Here is a 20,714-nt window from a genome sequence, read left to right as displayed (position 1 = left end):
CTGCAAAAGCCTGCCGATGAACGTAAACGGCTTATTTCCCGAAAAGAAACTCAATACCGTCTTCGAAAGAAGGAACGGCAGTACCCATGTGTTCCAGTTGTTGGTAGTTTTTGTACTGGACTTGTACGGCACCATTTTTTTGGAGGGTTTGAACCAGGTTGGAGAAGGTGTTGGGCGGGTATTCGGCCATTTCCAGCCCGCCAACGGTTAAAAAAAGTTTGTAGCTTTTACGAGAAGGAGTTGGGTCGGGAGTTGACTCGAACTGTTTCAAAAGATAATTATGGTGATACCCCAGGGAGGGACTGGCGGCTACCAGCTGGTTAAAAACCGGCCCGCCAGTCAAGTTCTTGTGTAAAGCAAACAACGCAAAGTATCCGCCGAACGAATGGCCCATCAGGGTTCGGTGGCTGGTATCTGCCCGGTAGCGTTTTTCAACCTCGGGGATCAATTCGGTGGTTATAAACCGGTAAAATCGTTCTCCTCTTCCGCTAACCGCGAAGCTGTCAGCGGGCAAGGCCGCCGGATACGTGTAGTCACGAACCCGAAGCGAATCCATCTGATACGCATCCCGATAGCCTATTCCAACGACGATGGGTTCAGTCTTCAATTTTTTCTTTTTGGTGAGTCGCTGGAGCGAAGAACTGATGTGATCAAAATAGGCATTCCCGTCCAGATGGTACACGACAGGATACCGTTTGGTTGTGTTTTGATTGTAATCGGACGGTAATCTGACAAAGATGGAATAGGTGTCATTTACAGTTCTGGAGTGGTAGCTGAATTCAGGGCTGGCTTCCTGATCGTCAGGGTCTTCGGGAGCCGATTGATCGACTAAGGCTGTTACGTACAGGCAATAATGATGCGGTGGCGTATTCCACTGGCCGAGGCTATTTTTCCGGTAAAAGCTTCGGGAAGCACCACCAAGTTTTACTTCATAAGCAATCGGCGGTGGCGGTGGCAATGCGGTTTCCGGAATGAACTCGATGGCCGCTAAAAAATTCCCTTTCAAGAATAGATTGTACGCTTTCAGATCAAATGTTAGCCAGCCTTCCCTGATTTCCCGGCGCTGAATGATGCTTTTTTCGATGACTCGTTCACCGGGCTGGTCGCCATCCATGCGGTAAAAGTTGATTCGAAAAGTGGCACTGTCGTCCCTGCTGGCATTCAGGTGCAGGTTGATCGAAGTGACTTGCGAGGGAACATCGCCTAATTTAATGAGCTGCCCGATCTCAAAAATGTCTTTTTGGGAAAACATTCCATCCGTAAAATGCAAGAGCAGGTTGCGTTTTCGGATTCCGAATTTCTTCTCGACGGGCTTTTTCGCCGTGATTTTCACTTCATCCAGGGTAGCTATCCGTTCGGACAATTTGATGGTCGATGCAGGGCTGGCCAGGAGCCGTTTGATGGGAATACGGTTTTCGAAGAAACCGACGAGTGAAAAGGTGAGGGTGTCATTCAGGTGATCGTTCGGCAGTGGCAATGAAAAGGTGCCATCCGTCAGAGAAACCGTTCCCAGGTTTTTCTTTTTGATGCCTATGTTGACGTAAGCCAGCGGTTTTGTCGTAGACGAATCAACGACACGGCCTTTGATGAGGGACTGGGATTGACCGGTTGTATTGAATCCCATACATGCTGCCGTGAAAGCGATCGGTAAGCTATTCAGCCGGAACCCGGCCCGTTTTGCTGTTTGAATGAGTCGGGCGAAGATGTTTATGAACCAAGTCATGCCCAAAAGTAGCACTGCCGCCCAACACATGAGAATCGATTAATATTTTTTAACATTTAACTGTGTTCAGGTTTGAAAGACCCGCTAACGGATCAACTATACCGAGCTCCGCCAGCAGTATTTTACTTCCCGTCTATCCTTTCATCGGTATAATCTCCGTTCAAGACAATGAAGCCGAATTCCCGCAGAACCTTCCTCCGGAAAAGTACTTCTCTGGCTGCCCTGACCGTTGGGGGCGGCACACCTATTCCGTCACTCGTTGAGAAAAACAGGGCAACGACCGAGGTGGTCCGGGATGCGGGGATGCAATTGTGCGAGGCCTATTTCTGGGGGTTCGAGGAACAGAAAATTGCCCTCACGAAGCAGATGGACGTGCTGGGCGCCGTGGGTGGCATCAACCCGGCTCTGGCAGGACTTCACGAGGTGAAGCCGTGGGAGCTCAAAGCCGTGCGGGCGGTCAAGGAAGCCTGGGATAAGGTCGGGTTGAAGCTACGCGTCATTGAAGGACCACCATCGCTGGGTGAAAAAACGAAGCTGGGACTACCGGGGCGGGACGAGGAAATTGCAAACTTCATTACCCTCATGAAAAACCTGACGCAGGTTGGGATTGATACAATTTGTTACAACTGGATGCCGGTTATCGGCTGGTACCGCACGCAGAATGATAAGCCCGGTCGGGGTGGGGCGTTGGTAACGGCATTTGACTACGAAGCCGTTAAAAAACTGCCGCCGACGCAGTACGGTGACGTATCAAAGGAAACGCTCTGGAAAAACCTGGAATATTTTCTGAAAGCCGTGGTGCCGGAAGCCGAGAACGTCGGCATGAAGCTGGCGATGCATCCCGATGATCCGCAGGTAGACAGTATTCGTGGGATTGCCCGTATCATGAACACCGTCGATTCCTTCAAACGATTGCTGGAACTTCACCCCAGCCCCAGCAACGGTATTACGATGTGTCAGGGAAATTTTGCGCTGATGGGCGACGATATTCCGAACCTTATCGAGTACTTCGGGAAACGGAAGAAAATCCATTTTGTGCATTTTCGCAACGTCCGGGGCGACAAGTTTGCCTTTGAGGAAACCTTCCACGACGAAGGCATCATTGACATGTACGCCAGCATGAAAGCCTACTACGACATCGGTTTCAAAGGGCCCATTCGCCCGGACCACGTTCCGACCATGTTTGGCGACAGCAACCAGCATCCCGGTTACAGTACCATCGGTACCCTGTATGCGCTGGGTTACATGCGCGGGCTTCTGGAAGCCGTCAGCCGCCAAAAAGCGTAAGCATGAGGAGCCAGTAGCGATGGATGCGTCCGTCCATTTTGTGCTTTCGGGTTCATACAGAGAAGGGGGGGCGGTCAGACCAAATGGCCTCTTGTTCTGCCTCATCCGGAAGCGGGCAGTACGACAATTCATAAACCAACCCGGTTCTATGGGGTTTACTGAATAAACTCCGACTTCATTTTTATGACAGAACCATCTCAAGACTCATCTCACGTATACAATGTAGTACCCGCCATATTACCCCCCGATCAGCTATTCGGACCTTTGTTTCACGATGTCCAGATGCAGCCGGTGTTCGACGATTCCATCACCTTCGCCGACTGCTACCCCCGGCGGGCACCGGAAGAAATTCTGAATCAGTACGAAATTGAAAAACACCAGGATGGGTTTAAGCTAGCGGATTTTGTCCATACCTATTTTCAATTACCGAAGAACCTGGAAACGGATCATACCAGCGACCAGTCGTTGCCAACGGCGGAACACCTGAACCAGATGTGGCCGCTTTTCCGGCGACAGTCCGAGCCGCTCTGTTCCATGTTGCCGTTGCCCAAGCCTTATATTGTTCCGGGTGGACGCTTTCGGGGGCTTTATTACTGGGATAGCTACTTTACCATGTTGGGGCTGCGGGTGTCGGGTGAGAACGAACTGATTCGAAACATGGTCGAGAATTTCGCCCATCTGATTGATACCTACGGCCACATTCCCAACGCCAACCGGAGCTATTACCTGACCCGGTCACAGCCGCCGTTTTTTGCGATGATGGTTCGGTTGCTGGCTGAAATTGACGGTCCGGACATCCTGGTTCGCTACTTGCCGCACATGCAGAAAGAATACAATTACTGGATGGACGGTTATTTCCGGCTCGATGATCAGGACGGTTCTTTCCGACGCGTGGTATTGTTGCCCGATTGTAGTATTCTAAATCGTTACTGGGACGATATGGCGGCCCCCCGCCCCGAATCCTACCGCGAGGATGTGGAACTGGCTCACGAAGCCGCGCCGTACCGAATTTCGCCGACAACGTTGTACCGGCACATCCGGGCGGCCTGCGAATCGGGCTGGGACTTTAGTTGCCGCTGGTTTGGCGATCCGGAGCGCCTGGCCACCATTCATACCACGGATATCATTCCGGTGGATCTGAACTGTCTGCTGTACGATGTGGAATTGACCCTGGCGGACGCTTACCTCCAGCGTTCGTTTCGAGAGCCGTGTGAACATTACCGGCAGAAAGCAGCAACACGGCGCAAGGCAATCATTACCTACCTGTGGGATGACCAACGGCAGTTTTTTATGGATTACGACATTGTATTGCATAAGTCGACACCGATATGGTCGTTGGCGGCCCTGTTTCCGTTGTTCTTCGGACTGGCAACGGATGAGCAGGCGGCTCACGTTCATGAACACATCAAAAAAGACTTTTTGAAAGAAGGCGGGGTGGTGTCAACGCTTCAGGAAAGCGGCCAGCAGTGGGATTTTCCGAATGGTTGGGCACCGTTGCAGTGGATTACGTATCAGGGGCTTTTGAGGTATGGATTTACAGAAACAGCCGCTGACATAAAAAAACGCTGGATGGCGCTCAATGATAAGGTATTTCGGGAGACGGGTAAAATGATGGAAAAATACAACGTGGTGGATACCGAATTGACAGCAGGTGGGGGAGAATATCCCAACCAGGACGGTTTTGGCTGGACCAACGGAATTTACCTGGCCATGCAGGACAGCGATGGGAAGGCACCGGCTACCAATAAATCCTGATTTTATCGTAGCAGAAACACCGTTGACGCCGATACGTTCCGGTGATCTTTCAGGGCGAAAAAACCGTATTTGAATCCTTCTTTTGGTATAGGGCTGGTGACGGTACGGTTTTTCTCATCAACCGTTGCTTTCTGTTTCAGCCAGACCCGCTGTTCATTCAGTGCCGTGGTATCGTTGGAATAATGAAATTCGGCCGTCAGGATGGAAACCGGCGACTGATAAGAAAACCGTAGGGTTGAGTCCTGAACCGTTACGGGTGCCGCCTGTACCAGTGGAACACCGTCGTTGAGCACACTCTCAAAAAAATACCGGATTTCGTGGGGAATCCAGCCCGCTTCGTGACCGTGCTTCATGTCTGGAATCAGGCACATCGTTCGCTGGCTGGCGGGCACCAGGCTGTACGTTTTGTGGTACGGCACGACGTTGTAAAACCGGTCAGTATTGCCATTCACGAATAAAAACCGGGGTTTGGCAAACGGCAGGTACGTTGACGGATCGAAAAATTTCATCCACTTTCGCTGGCTGCCCGCCGAAAGCTGGCTGATCGGTTTCTTGAAAACATCCGATTCGTTGTAAAACCCGCAGCCGTAAACCGGCGCAGCGGCCTTGAAGCGATTGTCCAGACTACCCACGAGGCAGGTTAAGTAACCGCCCCAGCTGATGCCGGTCACCGCCGTTCGGGACGCATCGACTTCGGGCAGGCTCAGCAGCAGCGAATGCGCCAGAATGGCGCTCGATACCGCCTGATAAGTCCACATGTCGTTTAAATTGGCTTTTTCCAGCTTGAAAAATTTGTCTACATCGCCCTGATCGGGGCCACCCTGCGGCAGTTTCTGGCTGCTGTCGTCTTTCCCGGCCAGATCCATTGCAATGGCGGCATAGCCGTCGGCGGCCCATTTTTCCACCCATTCTTTAAAGGCTTTACCTCCTCCGCCGTGAATCAGCACCACACCCGGAAACGGGTGTTTGCTTGGCGCCTTGCCCCGGATCAGGTCCGGATTGGAGTAATACGCAAACACCTGCGTTGGGCGTCCTTCGTAATTCACACTCTGGTAGCGCAGCTTGCGAACGGTTCCAGTCGGGGTTAGCCACTCGGCTGCCGGGGCTTTACTCAGGGCTTTCAAGTCCCACAACAACGAATCGACTTTGAGTACGCGGGCATCAATCACCGGAACGGTTTTTTTCTGAGCAAAGCCCGTCGTAATACCGAGCAGGAAAAGCAGGAACAACGGTTTCATTGTGGTCGCAGACAAATGGGGTGAGGAATTAAAAACGAAAGCCGGAAATCCGGCTGGCATACTGCTTTTAAACATTGAATGGTTTGTTCGCAACCGGACAAAAACTGTCCGAAATCGTACAACGTTTTTTGGTTAACCCGCTTCGGCGGACTTCTATGGCTATTTTCGGGAGTTGGCAAGAGATTTGATCAGCAAAAATAGAACTAATTAATCGTGATGAAACGCAGCTATTTAGGCGAGTTTGAGGAGATCGTTTTACTAACCGTCGCTGTCATGGAGGGGGGGGCATATGGCGTGGCGATTACGCACGAAATTATCGAGCAGACGGGGCGCTCAGTACGGCTGAATCAGATTCATTCGGCGCTGGAACGGCTGGAAGACAAAGGCATGGTGAAGTCGGAAATGGGCGAACCCACGGCTGAGCGCGGTGGACGGCGGAAACGCTTGTTTACCGTCACGGCCTACGGTCGGCGGACGCTGGAGGAAATTCAGGAAGTTCGCGCCAGTTTCTGGACCCGCCTGCTGAATCCATTCAAACCTTTGGGAGTGAAAAGTTATGAGTTGTGAGTTAAAAATGAATGTATCATGACTGAGAAGAAACACTGTCGCCTTACCCTCCCTAACTCTTCATTCCGGACTCATAATTTATAACTCGTTTGAAACCGCCCCATTTCGCCGATCGATTGCTCGAACTTTTCTGCTCATCCGATCGGCTGGAGGAGGTGAAAGGTGATTTGCACGAAGAATTTGCCTATCAGGTACGGCATGTGGGCCAACGGCGGGCACGCTGGCAATACTGGCGCGATGTGCTGGGGTTTTTAAAGCCACGGTTTTTGCGTAAGCGACTATCAAATAAGCATTTAACTAGTAATCTCGTAACCCCGTTTATGATCCAAAGTTATTTGAAAATTGCCTGGCGCAACCTGACGAAAAACCAGACCTACGCCTTTATCAATGTCGCCGGATTAGCATTGGGAATCGGGGCGGCCTTGTTGATCTTTGCGTTGGTGCGTTACCATCATTCGATTGATAAACACCATCAGAAGCACGACCATATTTACCGGGTAACCACCCAGTTTGTGACGCCCGAAGGAAATTTTAATATAGCTGGCGTTCCTTACCCGTTGGGGAGGGCACTCCAAAACGATTATCCCGAGATCGAAACCATTGCGATGATTGATCGGTACCGGGATCCTCTGGTGACTATACCGGAGCATGGTAAAGCTGATCGAAAGTTCAAAGAAGCGCACCAGCTGGGCGCTTTCGTTCAGCCGGCGTATTTTAAAATTTTTGATTATCAGTGGGTAGCGGGTGGATCCGACGAACTGGCGCAGCCTAACACCGTGGTGATTAGTGCCGAAAACGCGACAAAATACTTTGGTACAACGCAGGTGATCGGTAAACTGATCCGGCTCAATGCGCTACTGAATGCCCGGATTGTTGGCGTTTTTGAAGATTACCGGGACAACACCGATTTCGCTTACCCGATTATGGCTTCCTGGGCCAGCCTGAAGGAGTTTTACGGGCATTCGCTTCCCGAAGATTTTGACGGGATCAATGGCGATACCCAGTGCTTTGTGAGCCTGAACAGCCGTTTTACCAAAGCCGACTGGGATCGCCAGATGCTGGCTTTCGTGAAGAAATACAAGCCGCATGGCGTGAAGGATACCCAATTTCTGATGCAGCCGTTGCACGATATTCACTTCTCGACCGATACCGGCGGAGTCAGTCAGGGCCTGATCTGGTCGTTGTTTGCTATTGGCGTTTTTCTCATCCTGACGGCCAGTATTAATTTTGTTAACCTGGCCACGGCCCAGGCGCTGAATCGTTCCCGGGAAGTGGGCGTCCGGAAAGTGCTGGGCAGTACCCGTGGGCAGTTGTTCTGGCAATTTATCGGTGAAACCGCTTTGCTGACTCTGGCCGCAACGACCATTGCGCTGCTGTTTTTTCAAATCGGCCAGCAATTTGCGCAGGAAAAGTTACACGGCGTATTTCGGTTTACGTTCTACTACGATGCATCCGTTATTGGCTGGCTGACGCTGATTATGGTAGGAGTCATTTTCCTGGCTGGATTTTACCCGGCGCTGGTGTTGGCGGGCTTCAAACCGGCGCTCGCGCTGGCTGGTCGAATCACCACGCAGCAGATGGGCGGGTTTTCCGTTCGCCGGAGTCTGGTTGTCACCCAATTTGCCATCTCCCAGATGCTGATTGTCGGGATGGTGGTTGTGGCGAATCAATTGCAATACATCCAGACGAAAGATTTGGGCTTCCGCCAGCAGGCGATTCTAACGGTTAGGCTCCCCGATTTGCCGCAGCAGGACATCGGCAAAATGAATCGGTTCCGGCAGCAGGTCATGGCCATTCCGGAAGTGAAAAAGGTGAGTTATTCCGTCAGTGGGCCACCCCAGTCGGGCTGGATCAGTCAGACGATGATCAAATTTGATACCCGTCCCGAGCCCGAAAAATTCGCTACCCAGCAGCGGTTTATCGATGCCGATTATGTGGATGTATACGGTTTGAAACTGCTGGCCGGGCGCAACCTGCAACCCGCCGACACCTCGCGGGAAGTATTGGTGAACGAAGCATTTGTCAAGGCGCTGGGAATTCGTGACCCAGCGAAGGTACTGGGCAAGCTTATCCATAACGGACGAGGACTTGAAATCGTGGGGGTGCTGAAAGACTTCAATCTGAACAACCTGAGAAATACCATTGCGCCCGTGTTTATGACTACCTGGGCGTCTCGGTATCACTACGCCAACCTGGAACTGCACAGCGGTAACTTCGGGCGCGTAATTCGGCAGCTTGAAGCGAATTTTAACCAGATTTATCCGGATAGCTACTTCACGGCTCAATTTGTTGACGAGCAATTGCAGCAGGATTATATCCAGGAGCAAACAATGGCCAAACTGGTCAACTTCTTTGCCGGTATTGCCGTCGTTATCGGTTGCCTGGGGTTGTACGGGCTGGTTCTGTTCATGGCTGCGCAAAAAACCAAAGAAATTGGGGTTCGGAAGGTGCTGGGAGCCAGCATTGGCCAGATTTTGTGGCTATTTGGTAAAGAGTTCGCCCGACTGATTGCCGTGGCTTTTGTGGTCGCGACGCCGGTTTCCTGGTGGCTAATGAGCCGTTGGTTGCAGGATTTCGTTTACCGCATTGACATTGGGCCCGGCATTTTTGCGATAGCACTGCTGGCAACAATCATCGTGGCTGCCGTGACGGTGAGTTTTCAGAGCATCAAAGCTGCGCTCACCAATCCGGTTCGCTCGCTGCGCTCGGAATAAGGAATTAAAAATTAAAAGTAAAGCAAGCGTAGGCCGACAGCCTAAATTCATCACTCATAGATCACCATTATGCCTGCTCCGCCCCGTTCCGCCGACCAGTTTTTGAAATTCTTCTGCGCTGCTGACCGACTGGAGGAGGTGCAGGGGGATTTGCACGAGGAGTTTGCTTACCAGGTTCGGCGGGTGGGTGAACGACGCGCCCGGCTGCGGTACTGGCGCGACGTGCTGGGGTTCATTCGGCCCCAGGCTGGATGGCCCTTTGCCAGGAAAAGAACATCAGGAGATTATCAAAAAAACGTTCCGTTCGCTATGCTTCAGAATTATTTCAAAATCGCCTGGCGGAATCTCTGGCGAAAAAAAGGTTTTTCGGCCATCAACATTGTTGGTCTGGCCATTGGTCTGGCAACCTGCCTGCTTATTGTCCTGTTTGTACAGCATGAACTAAGCTACGACCGCTACCACGCAAATGCCGACCGGATTTACCGCATGACGCTCCACGGACGAATGGGTGGCAAGGAGATCAACATGGCGTATGCACCCTCACCCGCTGGGCCCGCCATCCAGCACGATTATCCGGGCGTGGAAGCCTTCACGCGGCTGGAAGAACAAGGAACGTTTGTAATCAAACAGGGAAAGGAAAGCTTCAAAGAAGAAGGGGTCGTATTTACGGATTCCAGTTTCTTTACGGTTTTTTCGATTCCGTTGCTGAAAGGAAATCGTACCACGGTTTTGACCGAACCCAATACCGTGGTACTGACGGAATCAACCGCCCGGAAGTACTTTGGCAATCAGGACCCCATTGGTAAAAGCCTGACGATGGGAACAATGGGCCTTTTCCGGGTCACGGGCGTTTGCCAGGATGTGCCATCCAATACGCACTTTCACTACGACTTTTTTGGTTCCTTCCGCTCGCTTCGCTCCGGCGAAAAGTGGCTGTCGAGCGGAGCCAATACGTATTTTCTACTCCGGAAGGACTATCCGATTGAGCAGCTGGCGGCCCAGACTCCGCAGATTATCCGGAAATACATCGGCCCCGAAATACAGGAATTTCTGGGGATGAGCTACGACGAATACCTCCGGAAAGGAGACCGGTTTGGGTTTCAGTTTCAGCCCATTACCGACCTGCATCTGGGGTCGGCCTGGGAGGGTGAGCTCGAGCCCAACAGCGATCGAAAATACGTTTATATCTTTTCGGCCATTGCGGTTTTTATTCTGCTGCTGGCTTGTATCAATTTCATGAACCTTTCCACGGCGGGGTCGGCCAACCGGGCAAAAGAAGTTGGTATTCGGAAGGCGCTGGGTTCCGTTCAGCAGCAACTGATGGCGCAGTTTTTGTCCGAATCGATGTTGATTACCTTTCTGGCGTTGCTGGTGGCCTTCGGTTTGGTAGCTGCCGTGCTGCCGACGTTCAATCAACTGGCCAATAAAGAGTTTGAACTGGGAACACTGCTGAACGCCCGAATGATTGCTTACACGCTGGCGGGTTGTCTGCTGGTGGGGCTGCTGGCGGGGAGTTATCCGGCTTTTTTCCTGGCGTCGTTCCGGCCAGTTAGTGTGCTGAAAGGACGGTTGCAAGCCGGAATGCGGAGTGGCTGGCTGCGGAACGCCCTGGTTACGATTCAGTTTGTGGTATCCATCGGTATGATTATCGGCACGCTGGTAGTTTATCAGCAACTGCGGTTTATTCAGAACAAAAAAGTCGGTTTTGACAAAGAACAGGTGTTGATTTTGCACGACACCTACGTTTTGGGTGACAAACTGAACGCGTTCCGAAACGAACTGGCGAAGCAGACGCAGATTGTTAACGCTAGTCTGGCGGGTTATGTACCGGCGGGAAATTCCAACAACGGTGTCGACGGTTTTAGCGATGCCAACGCTCCGGCGGAAGCCACCCCCTTCCGGCTGAGAACCTACCGGATCGACGAAGACTATCTAAAAACGTTGGGTATTGGCCTGGCCCAGGGGCGAAATTTCTCCAGAGCTTTTGCAACAGACAGCGCTGCAGTGCTAGTCAATGAAGCCGCCGTTCGGCAGTTTGGCTGGAAAAACCCGATTGGGCAGCGCCTTGTCAACGTGGGTAACGGCAGCCCGGGCGACCGACGAACCTATACGGTGGTGGGCGTCACCAAAGACTTTCATTTTGAATCCCTGCACCAGCACATTGCGCCTTTGATTATGAAGTACGGTGGGGATAATTACCAGCTGGCGCTGCGAATTCGTACGGACGACCTGCCGGCCCTGCTCAAAAAACTGGAGCACAGCTGGAAAGTCGAAACCGATAGCCCTTTCTCTTATTCGTTTCTGAATGAGCGGTTTAACAAGATGTATCAGTCCGAACAACGGATCGGGGAGCTGTTTGGCATTTTTGCGGGGCTTGCGGTGATCATCGCTTGCCTGGGCCTGTTCGGACTGGCGGCTTTCACAACCCTTCAGCGAACCAAAGAAATCGGTGTTCGGAAGGTTTTGGGAGCATCCGTTACAAGCATTGTCGCCCTGCTGTCCAAAGACTTTATACGGCTGGTGGGAATCGCCATCCTGATTGCTACCCCGTTGGGCTGGTACGCCATGAACCAGTGGCTGGCCGATTTTGCTTACCGTGTGGAGTTGTCATGGTGGGTGTTCGCGCTGGCTGGGTTGGTGGCGGTTCTGGTGGCCCTGCTGACCGTCAGTTATCAAAGCATCAAAGCCGCGCTGGTAAACCCGGTTCGCTCGTTGCGCTCGGAGTGATAAGAGTTAAAAGTGTACTACTACCAGCCGGTCATACTGTGATGATTCGGTACCATTCGTCATTCATCACTCTTAACTCATCATTCTTGCTGATGCCCCTTCCGCCCCGTTCCGCCGACCAGTTTTTGAAATTCTTCTGCGCTGCTGACCGACTGGAGGAGGTGCAGGGGGATTTGCACGAGGAGTTTGCTTACCAGGTTCGGCGGGTGGGTGAACGACGCGCCCGGCTGCGGTACTGGCGCGACGTGCTGGGGTTTCTGAAACCGTTCGCCATTCAACGAAAAACCGCTGACTATTCTTTACGTAAACAGATGATGCTAAACAACTACCTTAAAACGTCCCTGCGCAATCTCTGGCGCAACCGTCTTTCCACCACGATCAGCACCGTCGGACTGGCTATTGGACTCACCAGCGGACTGCTGATTTTTCTGCTGGTGAACTGGTTGTTCAGCTTTGACCGCTATCATGCCAAAGCCGACCGTATTTACTGGATTGTAACCGATGTGAAGCACGAAAACGTGGTTCCGAGTGATGCGACGCCCCGACCGCTGGGTGACGTGCTGCGCCGGGATTTTCCGTTTGTGGAGAGCGCGGTTCGCCTGGAGCTGGCTTTCGGGAAAATCGTTGGCGTACCGGATGGCAAAGGCGGGTTGGCCAAAAAGTTTGAAGAATCCCGAAACGTCGGTTTTGTAGAGCCCCAGTTTTTCGAGGTGTTTGATGTTGATTGGGTTAAAGGCAATGCAAAAACCGCACTGGCAGCCCCCAACACGGTCGTTCTTTCGGAACGATACGTCCAACGGTATTTTGATGGCCTGGACCCCATTGGCCGAACGTTGCAGTTTGACAACCAGACGAGTCTGACGGTTACGGGCATCATCAAAAATCCGCCGTCCAATACCAAACTTGGCCTTGAAATGCTGGTTTCATACAGCACGTTACCCACCCTGACGGGAAATCCACACCTGATGGAGCAGTGGGGTAATCCCGGCACGCTTTGTTTTGTGGCCCTGCGCGAAGGGACGCCCGTGGAGCGACTGGCGCAGGCTTTTCCGACTATTGGCCAGAAATACCTGTCTAAACAGGATGCCAGATTGCTGGATTTTCATGCCCTGCCGCTGAGCGATCTGAACCACAATCCGCAGTACGGTGGTAGCGCTCCCCGGCCCATTTTGTACGCATTGATTGTCGTCGGTGTGTTTCTGGTGGTGGCTTCCTGCATCAATTTCATCAACGTCGCTACGGCACGGGCTATTCGGCGGTCGCGGGAAGTGGGCGTTCGGAAAGCCGTAGGCAGTACGCGCGGGCAACTGATCGGGCAATTTCTGACCGAAACTGCCCTGGTTACGATGGGAGCGGTGGGGCTGGCTCTGTTGCTGGCTCAACTCAATGTACCGCTGCTGAATAACGCGTTGGCGGTATTGCGGGCCGATCTCTCAGTTCTGGATGTGTTTCGACCCGATTCGTTGCTGTGGTTTGGCGGTTTGATTATGGGTGTCATTTTACTGGCGGGGTTGTATCCTTCGGTCGTGTTGGCGAGACTTAACCCGGTGGCGGCTTTGCGTGGGCGGCTGACTACGCAGCAGGTGGGCGGTGTGTCGGTTCGGCGGGCACTGGTGGTGGTGCAGTTTTTCATTACGCAGTTTTTCGTGATTGGTGCCATCGTTATGACGCAGCAGGTGAAACATCTGCAACAGGCCGATCTGGGCTTCAATAAAGAATCTATTCTGACGGTTCCGGTGCCCACTCGGAATCCGCTCAAGCAGCAAACCTTGCGCGAGCAATTGGCCCGGATTCCCGGCGTGGAGCAGGTCGCGCTGGGCGGCTCTCCGCCCGCTTCGCACCGGCGCCCACCGGTTCCGTTTACGTACGACAGCCGGACGGAGCCGGAGAAGTTTCCGGTCAGTGTTAAAGTAGGGGATCGAGATTACGTTCCGCTGTTTCGTCTGAAACTGGTCGCCGGGCGAAATTTCCGAACGAACGATACCACGAATAACGAAGTGTTGGTCAACCAGGCGCTTATCAGCCAATTGGGGTTGCCGTCTCCCGGTGCGATTCTGGGGAAACGGTTGACGGTTTTTGGGACCGAAAAAACCGTGGTTGGCGTTGTGAATGATTTTTCACTGGGCGAGATGCACGGCAGTATTCCGGCTACGGCGTTGCTGAATCTGCACACCGAAAATTCGATGGCGGCCCTGAAAGTGTCTCCCGCCAATTTGCCCGCAACGGTGGCGGCTGTTGAGAAAGTCTGGAATGAGCTATTTCCGGAAAACGTCTACCGGGCTTCGTTTGTGGACGAGCTGGTGAATCAGTTTTACCTCACGGAACGCATTCTGCTGGCACTTATTCAGGCGTTTTCGCTGGTGGCCATTCTGATCGGCTGTCTGGGCATTTATGGCTTGGTGGTTTTCATGGCCGAATCAAAGACCCGGGAAATTGGCGTACGGAAAGTGCTCGGGGCTACGCGGTCGCAACTGCTCTGGCTGTTTGGCCGGGAGTTTGGCAAACTGGCGCTGATCGGCTTTTTGGTGGCGGCCCCGCTGGGCGGCTGGATCATGCGTGTCTGGCTGCAAAATTACGAATACCGGATCGCGTTAAGCTGGTGGATTTTCGCCCTGGCCCTGTTGACGACGGTTCTCATTACCCTGCTGACGGTTTCTTACGAATCGCTCAAAGCCTCGCTGGCTAATCCGGTAAAGAGCCTGAAAACGGACTAGCCTGATCGAGCCCCCAACGCGATGAGGTTACATGGATTCAGGGATTGATGCGCTATAAAAGTGAATCGTAGTTAATCCCTGAATCCGTCTAATTCTAATCCTTCATCTTCCTGTCCGTTTTGGTACGTCCTGTTGTCCAAAAGCGGACACCTTTCTATGGCATTAGCACGTGGAAAGGTCATTTAAAACCGTTCCAGGCGGTTTTTTTCTACTTGGCATTCCATTTGTTCGGCATTATCGTATAAAATACAAGCGCCATGAAAAGGGCTTTTTTGGGGGAGTTTGAAGAGGTTGTTTTACTGACGGTGGCCGTTCTGGACGAAAGCGCCTATGGCGTCACCATTACGCAGGAAATCGAGCGGAAAACGGGCCGGGTGGTGGGCTTCAGTACGGTTCATACCACGTTGCAGCGGCTGGAAGAAAAAGGATATCTGTCGTCGAGAATGAGTGGTGCCACGGCTGAACGCGGAGGTCGGCGGAAACGGTTTTTTACGGTGACGATGGCGGGCCGCAAAGCACTGGTCGAAGTGAAACACGTCCGGGAACAATTGTGGGATGCGCTGCCCCCGCAGACGCTGCAACTAATGGGAAATTAAAACGACCATGCAACCACCTCGTTGGGCAACCTGGCTTCTGGAGACGTTCGGTCATCCTGCTACCCGCGAAGAAGTTGGGGGGGATTTGCAGGAATTATATGCTTACTGGGTAAAAACCGTCGGCGAACGGCGTGCCCGCCAGCGGTATTGCCTCAATGCCCTGAAACTAATGCGACCGCTCGCCCGGCGCAACCGCTCAGAAAACGATCCATTGCTACTTTTTCAACACTCGGATATGCTACGAAATTACTGGACAATAACCTGGCGGAACCTGATCCGCAACCAGACGTTCTCGGTAATTAATATCGTGGGCCTGGCGCTCGGCATGGCTTCCAGCTTATTGATTTTGCTGTGGATTCAGGATGAGCTGAGCATGGGCCGCCAGTACGCCAACAGTGCGCAGCTTTACCGGGTAATGGAACACGAAATGACCGATGGCCGCATTGCCACGGACGAAGACACCCCCGGCATACTGGCTGAAGAGTTAAAACGGGAGATTCCGGAAGTCGTTTATGCCGCTGGTTTTTCGTGGGGAGAACGGCACGTGATGACGGTGGGTGAGAAAACTGCCCGGCAGGAGGGGCGTTTCGCGGGGGCCGACTGGTTCAAGCTATACAATATTCCGCTGTTGGCCGGAACCCCCGATGGGGCACTTTCGGCCCCCAACCAGATTGCCATTTCCCGAAAACTGGCGGAACTATACTTTGGAAACCCGCAAATGGCGCTGGGTAAATCCGTTCGGTTTGACAATTCGAGGGATTATCAGGTAACCACGGTTTTTGAAGATTTGCCCATCCATTCGCTGGACCAGTATGATTACCTGCTGAATTGGGAGAATTTTCTGAACCGGGAGCCCTGGCTCCGGGCGTGGGAAAATGCCGGCCCCAGCACCCGCCTGATGCTCCGGCCCGACGCTGATCCGGCCCGGGTGGGGGCCAAACTCAAAACGTTTCTGAAAGGGCGCAACAAGGACTTTGGTCCTGGTTTCAAGATCGATTTGTTTTTGCAACCCGAAACCGAAGCGTATTTATACAGCAACTTCAAAGACGGACACCGCGATGGCGGACGCATCGAATACGTGCGGTTATTTATTGTCGTGGCGGTTTTTCTGCTGTTCATTGCCTGCATCAACTTCATGAATCTGGCCACGGCCCGTTCGGTCAAGCGGGCGCGCGAAGTGGGCGTCCGGAAAGTCGTGGGTGCCGAACGTTCCGCGCTGGTTGGGCAGTTTATGGGGGAAGCCCTGCTGCTGACGGCGCTCGCGCTCGCGCTGGCTGTTGGCCTGGTGGCGGTGCTGTTGCCCACATTCAATCAGCTGACGGATAAACGGTTGACGCTGCCGTTTGATGAGCCGATGTTCTGGATGGTCTTGTCCGGAATTCTGATCGGAACCGGCGGGCTGGCCGGAAGTTACCCGGCACTGTTTCTGTCGGCGCTCAATCCGGTGCGGGTTTTGAAAGGTACGTTGCGGTTTGGGGCGGGGGCACAATTGTTCCGGCGCGGGCTGGTGGTATTTCAGTTTGTCTTGTCGATGCTGCTGATCATCGGAACGGTGATTATTTACCGGCAACTTCAGTATATCCAGACCAAAAACCTGGGCTTTGAGCGGGAAAACCTCATCATGATTCCGAGTGAAGGCGAGATTGCGCAGAAGTTTGCGCTGTTTAAACGAGAATTGGGACAGATGGCCGGTATTCAGACGGTTTCGACTATGCAGACGAGTCCGTTGCACAATGGCAATACCACAGAAAGCGTGTCCTGGACGGGCAAAGATCCTAACGCCGTGATTTCGTTCAACAATACTGCCGTGGGCTATGATTTTGTGAGTGCCCTGAAAGTGAGGCTGGTGCAGGGGCGCGATTTTTCGCCCGCTTTCGGTACCGATTCTACCAATTACCTGATCAATGAAGCCGCGGCCCGGCGCATGGGCTACCCGAATCCGGTCGGACAACCCCTGACTTTCTGGAATAAACCGGGTAAGATCATTGGGCTGGTGGAAGATTTTCATTTCAATTCTCTCCACGAATCCATCCGGCCGCTGATTATTCGGCTGGCAGATAATCATTACGGCAACATTCTGGTGCGCACCCAGCCCGGCCAAACCCACGAAGCACTCGCCAGCCTGGAAACGCTTTGCCAGCGGCTCAATCCGAAGTTTCCATTTACGTATTCGTTCGTCGATGCGGGGTATGAGAAACTGTACAAAAGTGAAACCGTTGTGGGAAAACTGGCTTCTCTTTTTACGGTTTTAGCCATTTTCATTGCCTGCCTGGGGCTGTTTGGGCTGGCGGCTTTTATGGCCGAGCAGCGTACCAAAGAAATCGGCGTGCGGAAAGTGCTCGGGGCTTCGGTGGGCAGTATTGTAGCTCTGTTGTCGCGGGATTTTCTGAAACTGGTGCTGATTGCCATTCTGATTGCATCGCCCATTGCGTGGTATGCCATGAACGAATGGCTCCGGAATTTTGCCTACAAAATCGGAATTGAGTGGTGGGTGTTTGCGCTGGCGGGTGGGCTGTCGATGGGCATTGCCTTACTCACGATCAGCTTTCAAAGCGTCAAAGCTGCGTTGCTCAACCCGGTGAAGTCACTGCGGTCCGAATGAAAAGGTTGGCGTTATGAAGTAAGAGTGATGAATAAAAAAACGTACTAGTAAAATGACAATGAAATCCGACGGCCTTGCCCTTCTGCTATTCTTAACCGCTCGGGCGGCCACGTCATCTTTCTTAATTCATCACACCCCATGAAACCACCCCGCTGGGCTACCTGGCTTTTGGACGTTTTCGGTCATCCCGACACGCTGGAAGAAGTGCAGGGTGATCTGTTGGAATTGTACGATTACTGGGTAAAAACCGTCGGTGTGCGTGAAGCCCGCTGGCGGTATGGCCTGAGTGCCCTGAAATTAGTACGACCTTTTGCCAAACGAACAACACAATACTATTCAACACCTTCTTCTCTCAGTTTTATGATGATCCGGAATTATTTCAAAGTTGCCCTGCGGAACCTGGTCAAGCACAAAGGCTATTCGGCCATTAACATTGCCGGGCTGGCCGTCGGAATGGCGGTGGCTATGCTCATTGGCTTATGGATTTACGATGAGCTTTCGTATAACAAATACCACAAAAGCTACGATCAGGTTGCGCAGGTGATGCAGCACCAGACCAGCAACGGGAAAGTCTATTCGGGAATGGCTATCCCATTTCCGCTGGGCAAAGAGTTACAAAATCGGTACAGCAACAACTTCAAGTATGTCGTGATGGCTTCTTGGGAAGGTGACCACTTTCTGTCGCTGGGCGATAAGAAAATTTCCCAGGCCGGTTGTTTCATGGACGTGGATGCCCCCCGGATGCTCGCCCTCCACATGCTCAAAGGCACGCAAGACGGGCTGAAAGAACCCAATTCCATCCTGCTTTCTGAAACCGTTGCCCGGGCGCTTTTCGGTGAGCGCGATCCGCTGAACCAATTGCTGAAGATCGACAATAAAATGGATGTGCGGGTTACCGGCGTTTACGAAGATGTGCCGCACAACGCCCGATTTAAGGATGTAACCTTTATTGCTCCCTGGGATTTGTACGTTTCATCGGAGAAGTGGATTCAACGGGCGCGGGATAACCGGCAGTGGGACAATAACTCGTTTCAGCTTTTCGTCCAGATCGCTGATAACACGGATTTTGCGTCGGTCAACAAAAGCATTCTGCATTCGAAACTCAACAACGTAGCCCCGGAAGAAAAAAAGTACAAGGCCGAAATTTTTCTGCATCCGATGCAAGACTGGCGGTTGCGGTCTCATTGGGACAATGGGGTTCAGACCGGCGGTATGATTGAATACATCTGGTTGTTTGGCTTTATCGGGGCCTTTGTATTGCTGCTGGCCTGCATTAATTTCATGAACTTATCGACGGCCCGGAGTGAGAAACGGGCAAAAGAAGTCGGGATTCGAAAAGCGATTGGTTCAATTCGCAGCCAATTGGTCAGCCAGTTTTTCAGCGAATCGTTCCTGGTGGTAGCCTGCGCTTTTGTGATGGCCTTGCTGCTGGCGTTGCTCCTGATGCCCTGGTTTAACCTGATGGCCGACAAACGAATGACGCTTTTGTGGGATAATCCGTTGTTCTGGTTGTTGGGAATTGGGTTTACGCTGTTTACGGGATTTGTTGCGGGTAGTTATCCGGCGCTATATCTATCGTCATTCCAGCCGGTTAAGGTGCTGAAAGGTACGTTCCGGGCGGGGCGGTTTGCTTCTTTGCCCCGCAAGGTGCTGGTGGTGGTACAGTTTACGGTTTCGCTGGCGCTGATCATCGGCACCATCATTGTTTACAACCAGATTCAGTATTCCAAAGATCGGCCGATTGGCTACAACCGCGACGGTTTGGTAATGATTCTGATGAAGTCACCGGATTTCTACGGCAAATTTGATGTACTCCGGACCGAGCTCAAAAACGCGGGCGCCATCCAGGAATTGTCCGAATCTTCCAGCCCTATTACGGATGTTTGGTCCAACAGTGGCGGTTTTCGCTGGCCGGGCAAAGATCCCAATCTGGATACCGACTTTGCGACGATCTGGGTGACGCACGAATACGGAAAAACCGTCGGCTGGCAGTTTAAGGAAGGGCGGGATTTCTCGCGGGAGTTTTCGTCGGATTCGTCATCGGTTGTGCTGAACGAAGCCGCGGTCAAATTTATGAACATCAAAAATCCGGTTGGAACCATCATCCGCTGGGGGGACGATGAAAACAGCCGGCAGTTGAAAGTGGTGGGGGTAATCAAAGACATGCTGATGTCGTCGCCCTACGAACCGGTCAAGCAGTCGATGTATTTATTGACTTACGACAATGTCAACTGGATCAATCTCAAGCTAAACCCGAACAAAAGTGCCCGCGAATGCCTGACAACCATTGAAGCCACTTTCAAAAAATACATCCCGTCGGCCCCGTTCGAGTATCAGTTTGCCGACGTGGAATTCGGAAAGAAATTTGCCCACGAAGAGCGGATCGGAAAGTTGGCGACGTTTTTTGCGGGATTGGCCATTTTCATCAGTTGCCTGGGGCTGTTCGGGTTGGCGTCGTTTGTGGCTGAGCAGCGGACCAAGGAAATTGGCGTCCGGAAAGTACTGGGTGCCAGTGTGCTGAATCTATGGGGGCTCTTATCGAAAGATTTTGTTGTGCTAACCCTGATTGCCTTCTGCATTGCTACTCCGGCGGCCTGGTATTTCATGAACAACTGGCTGCAAAAATACGAATACCGTTCCGACATTTCGTGGTGGGTCTTTGTCGTTTCCGGCGCGGGTGTGTTGATGGTTACTTTGCTGACAGTCAGTTTTCAAAGCATCAAGGCCGCGTTGATGAACCCCGTGAAATCATTGCGGTCGGAGTGACGAAGTAAAACGGGGCGGCATTGGC

Annotated in this window: 11 protein-coding genes; 9 read left to right on the top strand and 2 right to left on the bottom strand. The window is 52.5% G+C overall.

All coding sequences use genetic code 11. The annotated features are described in order from the left end of the window. Window positions 1-31: 31 nt before the first annotated feature. The gene (locus ACYVH9_RS15495; RefSeq protein WP_460637271.1) at window positions 32-1,624 is read right to left on the bottom strand and encodes an alpha/beta hydrolase-fold protein; all 1,593 of its coding nucleotides are present in this window, start codon (window positions 1,622-1,624) and stop codon (window positions 32-34) included. Between the two features lie 267 nt (window positions 1,625-1,891). Between ACYVH9_RS15495 and ACYVH9_RS15490 the strand changes: the two genes are divergently transcribed. Together ACYVH9_RS15490 and treA are read left to right on the top strand one after the other, a co-directional pair. Then, window positions 1,892-3,010, top strand: a complete 1,119-nt coding sequence (locus ACYVH9_RS15490) for a mannonate dehydratase (RefSeq protein WP_460637270.1) — start codon at window positions 1,892-1,894, stop codon at window positions 3,008-3,010. Window positions 3,011-3,193: 183 nt separating this feature from the next. After that, a complete protein-coding gene (treA, locus tag ACYVH9_RS15485; protein WP_460637269.1) occupies window positions 3,194-4,765 on the top strand; it encodes an alpha,alpha-trehalase TreA in 1,572 nt (523 codons plus the stop codon). Between the two features lie 2 nt (window positions 4,766-4,767). On the opposite strand, the gene ACYVH9_RS15480 is transcribed toward treA, so the two are convergent. Continuing rightward, window positions 4,768-6,003: an alpha/beta hydrolase family protein gene (locus ACYVH9_RS15480; protein ID WP_460637268.1), complete on the bottom strand. Its 1,236-nt coding sequence runs from the start codon at window positions 6,001-6,003 to the stop codon at window positions 4,768-4,770. Between the two features lie 216 nt (window positions 6,004-6,219). On the opposite strand from ACYVH9_RS15480, the gene ACYVH9_RS15475 reads away from it, so the two are divergent. From ACYVH9_RS15475 to ACYVH9_RS15445, 7 genes are all read left to right on the top strand, one after another. Next, window positions 6,220-6,570, top strand: a complete 351-nt coding sequence (locus tag ACYVH9_RS15475; protein ID WP_460637267.1) for a PadR family transcriptional regulator — start codon at window positions 6,220-6,222, stop codon at window positions 6,568-6,570. A gap of 89 nt (window positions 6,571-6,659) precedes the next feature. Continuing rightward, window positions 6,660-9,284: an ABC transporter permease gene (locus ACYVH9_RS15470; RefSeq protein WP_460637266.1), complete on the top strand. Its 2,625-nt coding sequence runs from the start codon at window positions 6,660-6,662 to the stop codon at window positions 9,282-9,284. 69 nt (window positions 9,285-9,353) lie between these two features. Next, entirely contained in the window at window positions 9,354-12,011 is a 2,658-nt protein-coding gene (locus ACYVH9_RS15465) for an ABC transporter permease (protein WP_460637265.1), read from the top strand. Between the two features lie 92 nt (window positions 12,012-12,103). Further along, window positions 12,104-14,725 (top strand): ABC transporter permease, encoded by a 2,622-nt coding sequence (locus ACYVH9_RS15460; protein ID WP_460637264.1) that lies wholly within the window; start codon window positions 12,104-12,106, stop codon window positions 14,723-14,725. Between the two features lie 257 nt (window positions 14,726-14,982). Next, complete coding sequence (locus ACYVH9_RS15455; RefSeq protein WP_460637263.1) at window positions 14,983-15,321, top strand: PadR family transcriptional regulator; 339 nt, start codon at window positions 14,983-14,985, stop codon at window positions 15,319-15,321. A gap of 7 nt (window positions 15,322-15,328) precedes the next feature. Then, window positions 15,329-17,923 carry an ABC transporter permease gene (locus tag ACYVH9_RS15450; RefSeq protein ID WP_460637262.1) on the top strand — a complete coding sequence of 865 codons (2,595 nt, stop codon included), beginning with the start codon at window positions 15,329-15,331 and terminating at the stop codon, window positions 17,921-17,923. A 138-nt stretch (window positions 17,924-18,061) separates the two neighbouring features. Then, the gene (locus ACYVH9_RS15445; protein ID WP_460637261.1) at window positions 18,062-20,689 is read left to right on the top strand and encodes an ABC transporter permease; all 2,628 of its coding nucleotides are present in this window, start codon (window positions 18,062-18,064) and stop codon (window positions 20,687-20,689) included. Window positions 20,690-20,714 lie beyond the last annotated feature (25 nt).

The organism is Larkinella harenae, from assembly GCF_054780515.1.
Note: the sequence above shows the minus strand (reverse complement) of the source record. Positions and strands in the feature narration are given on the sequence as shown.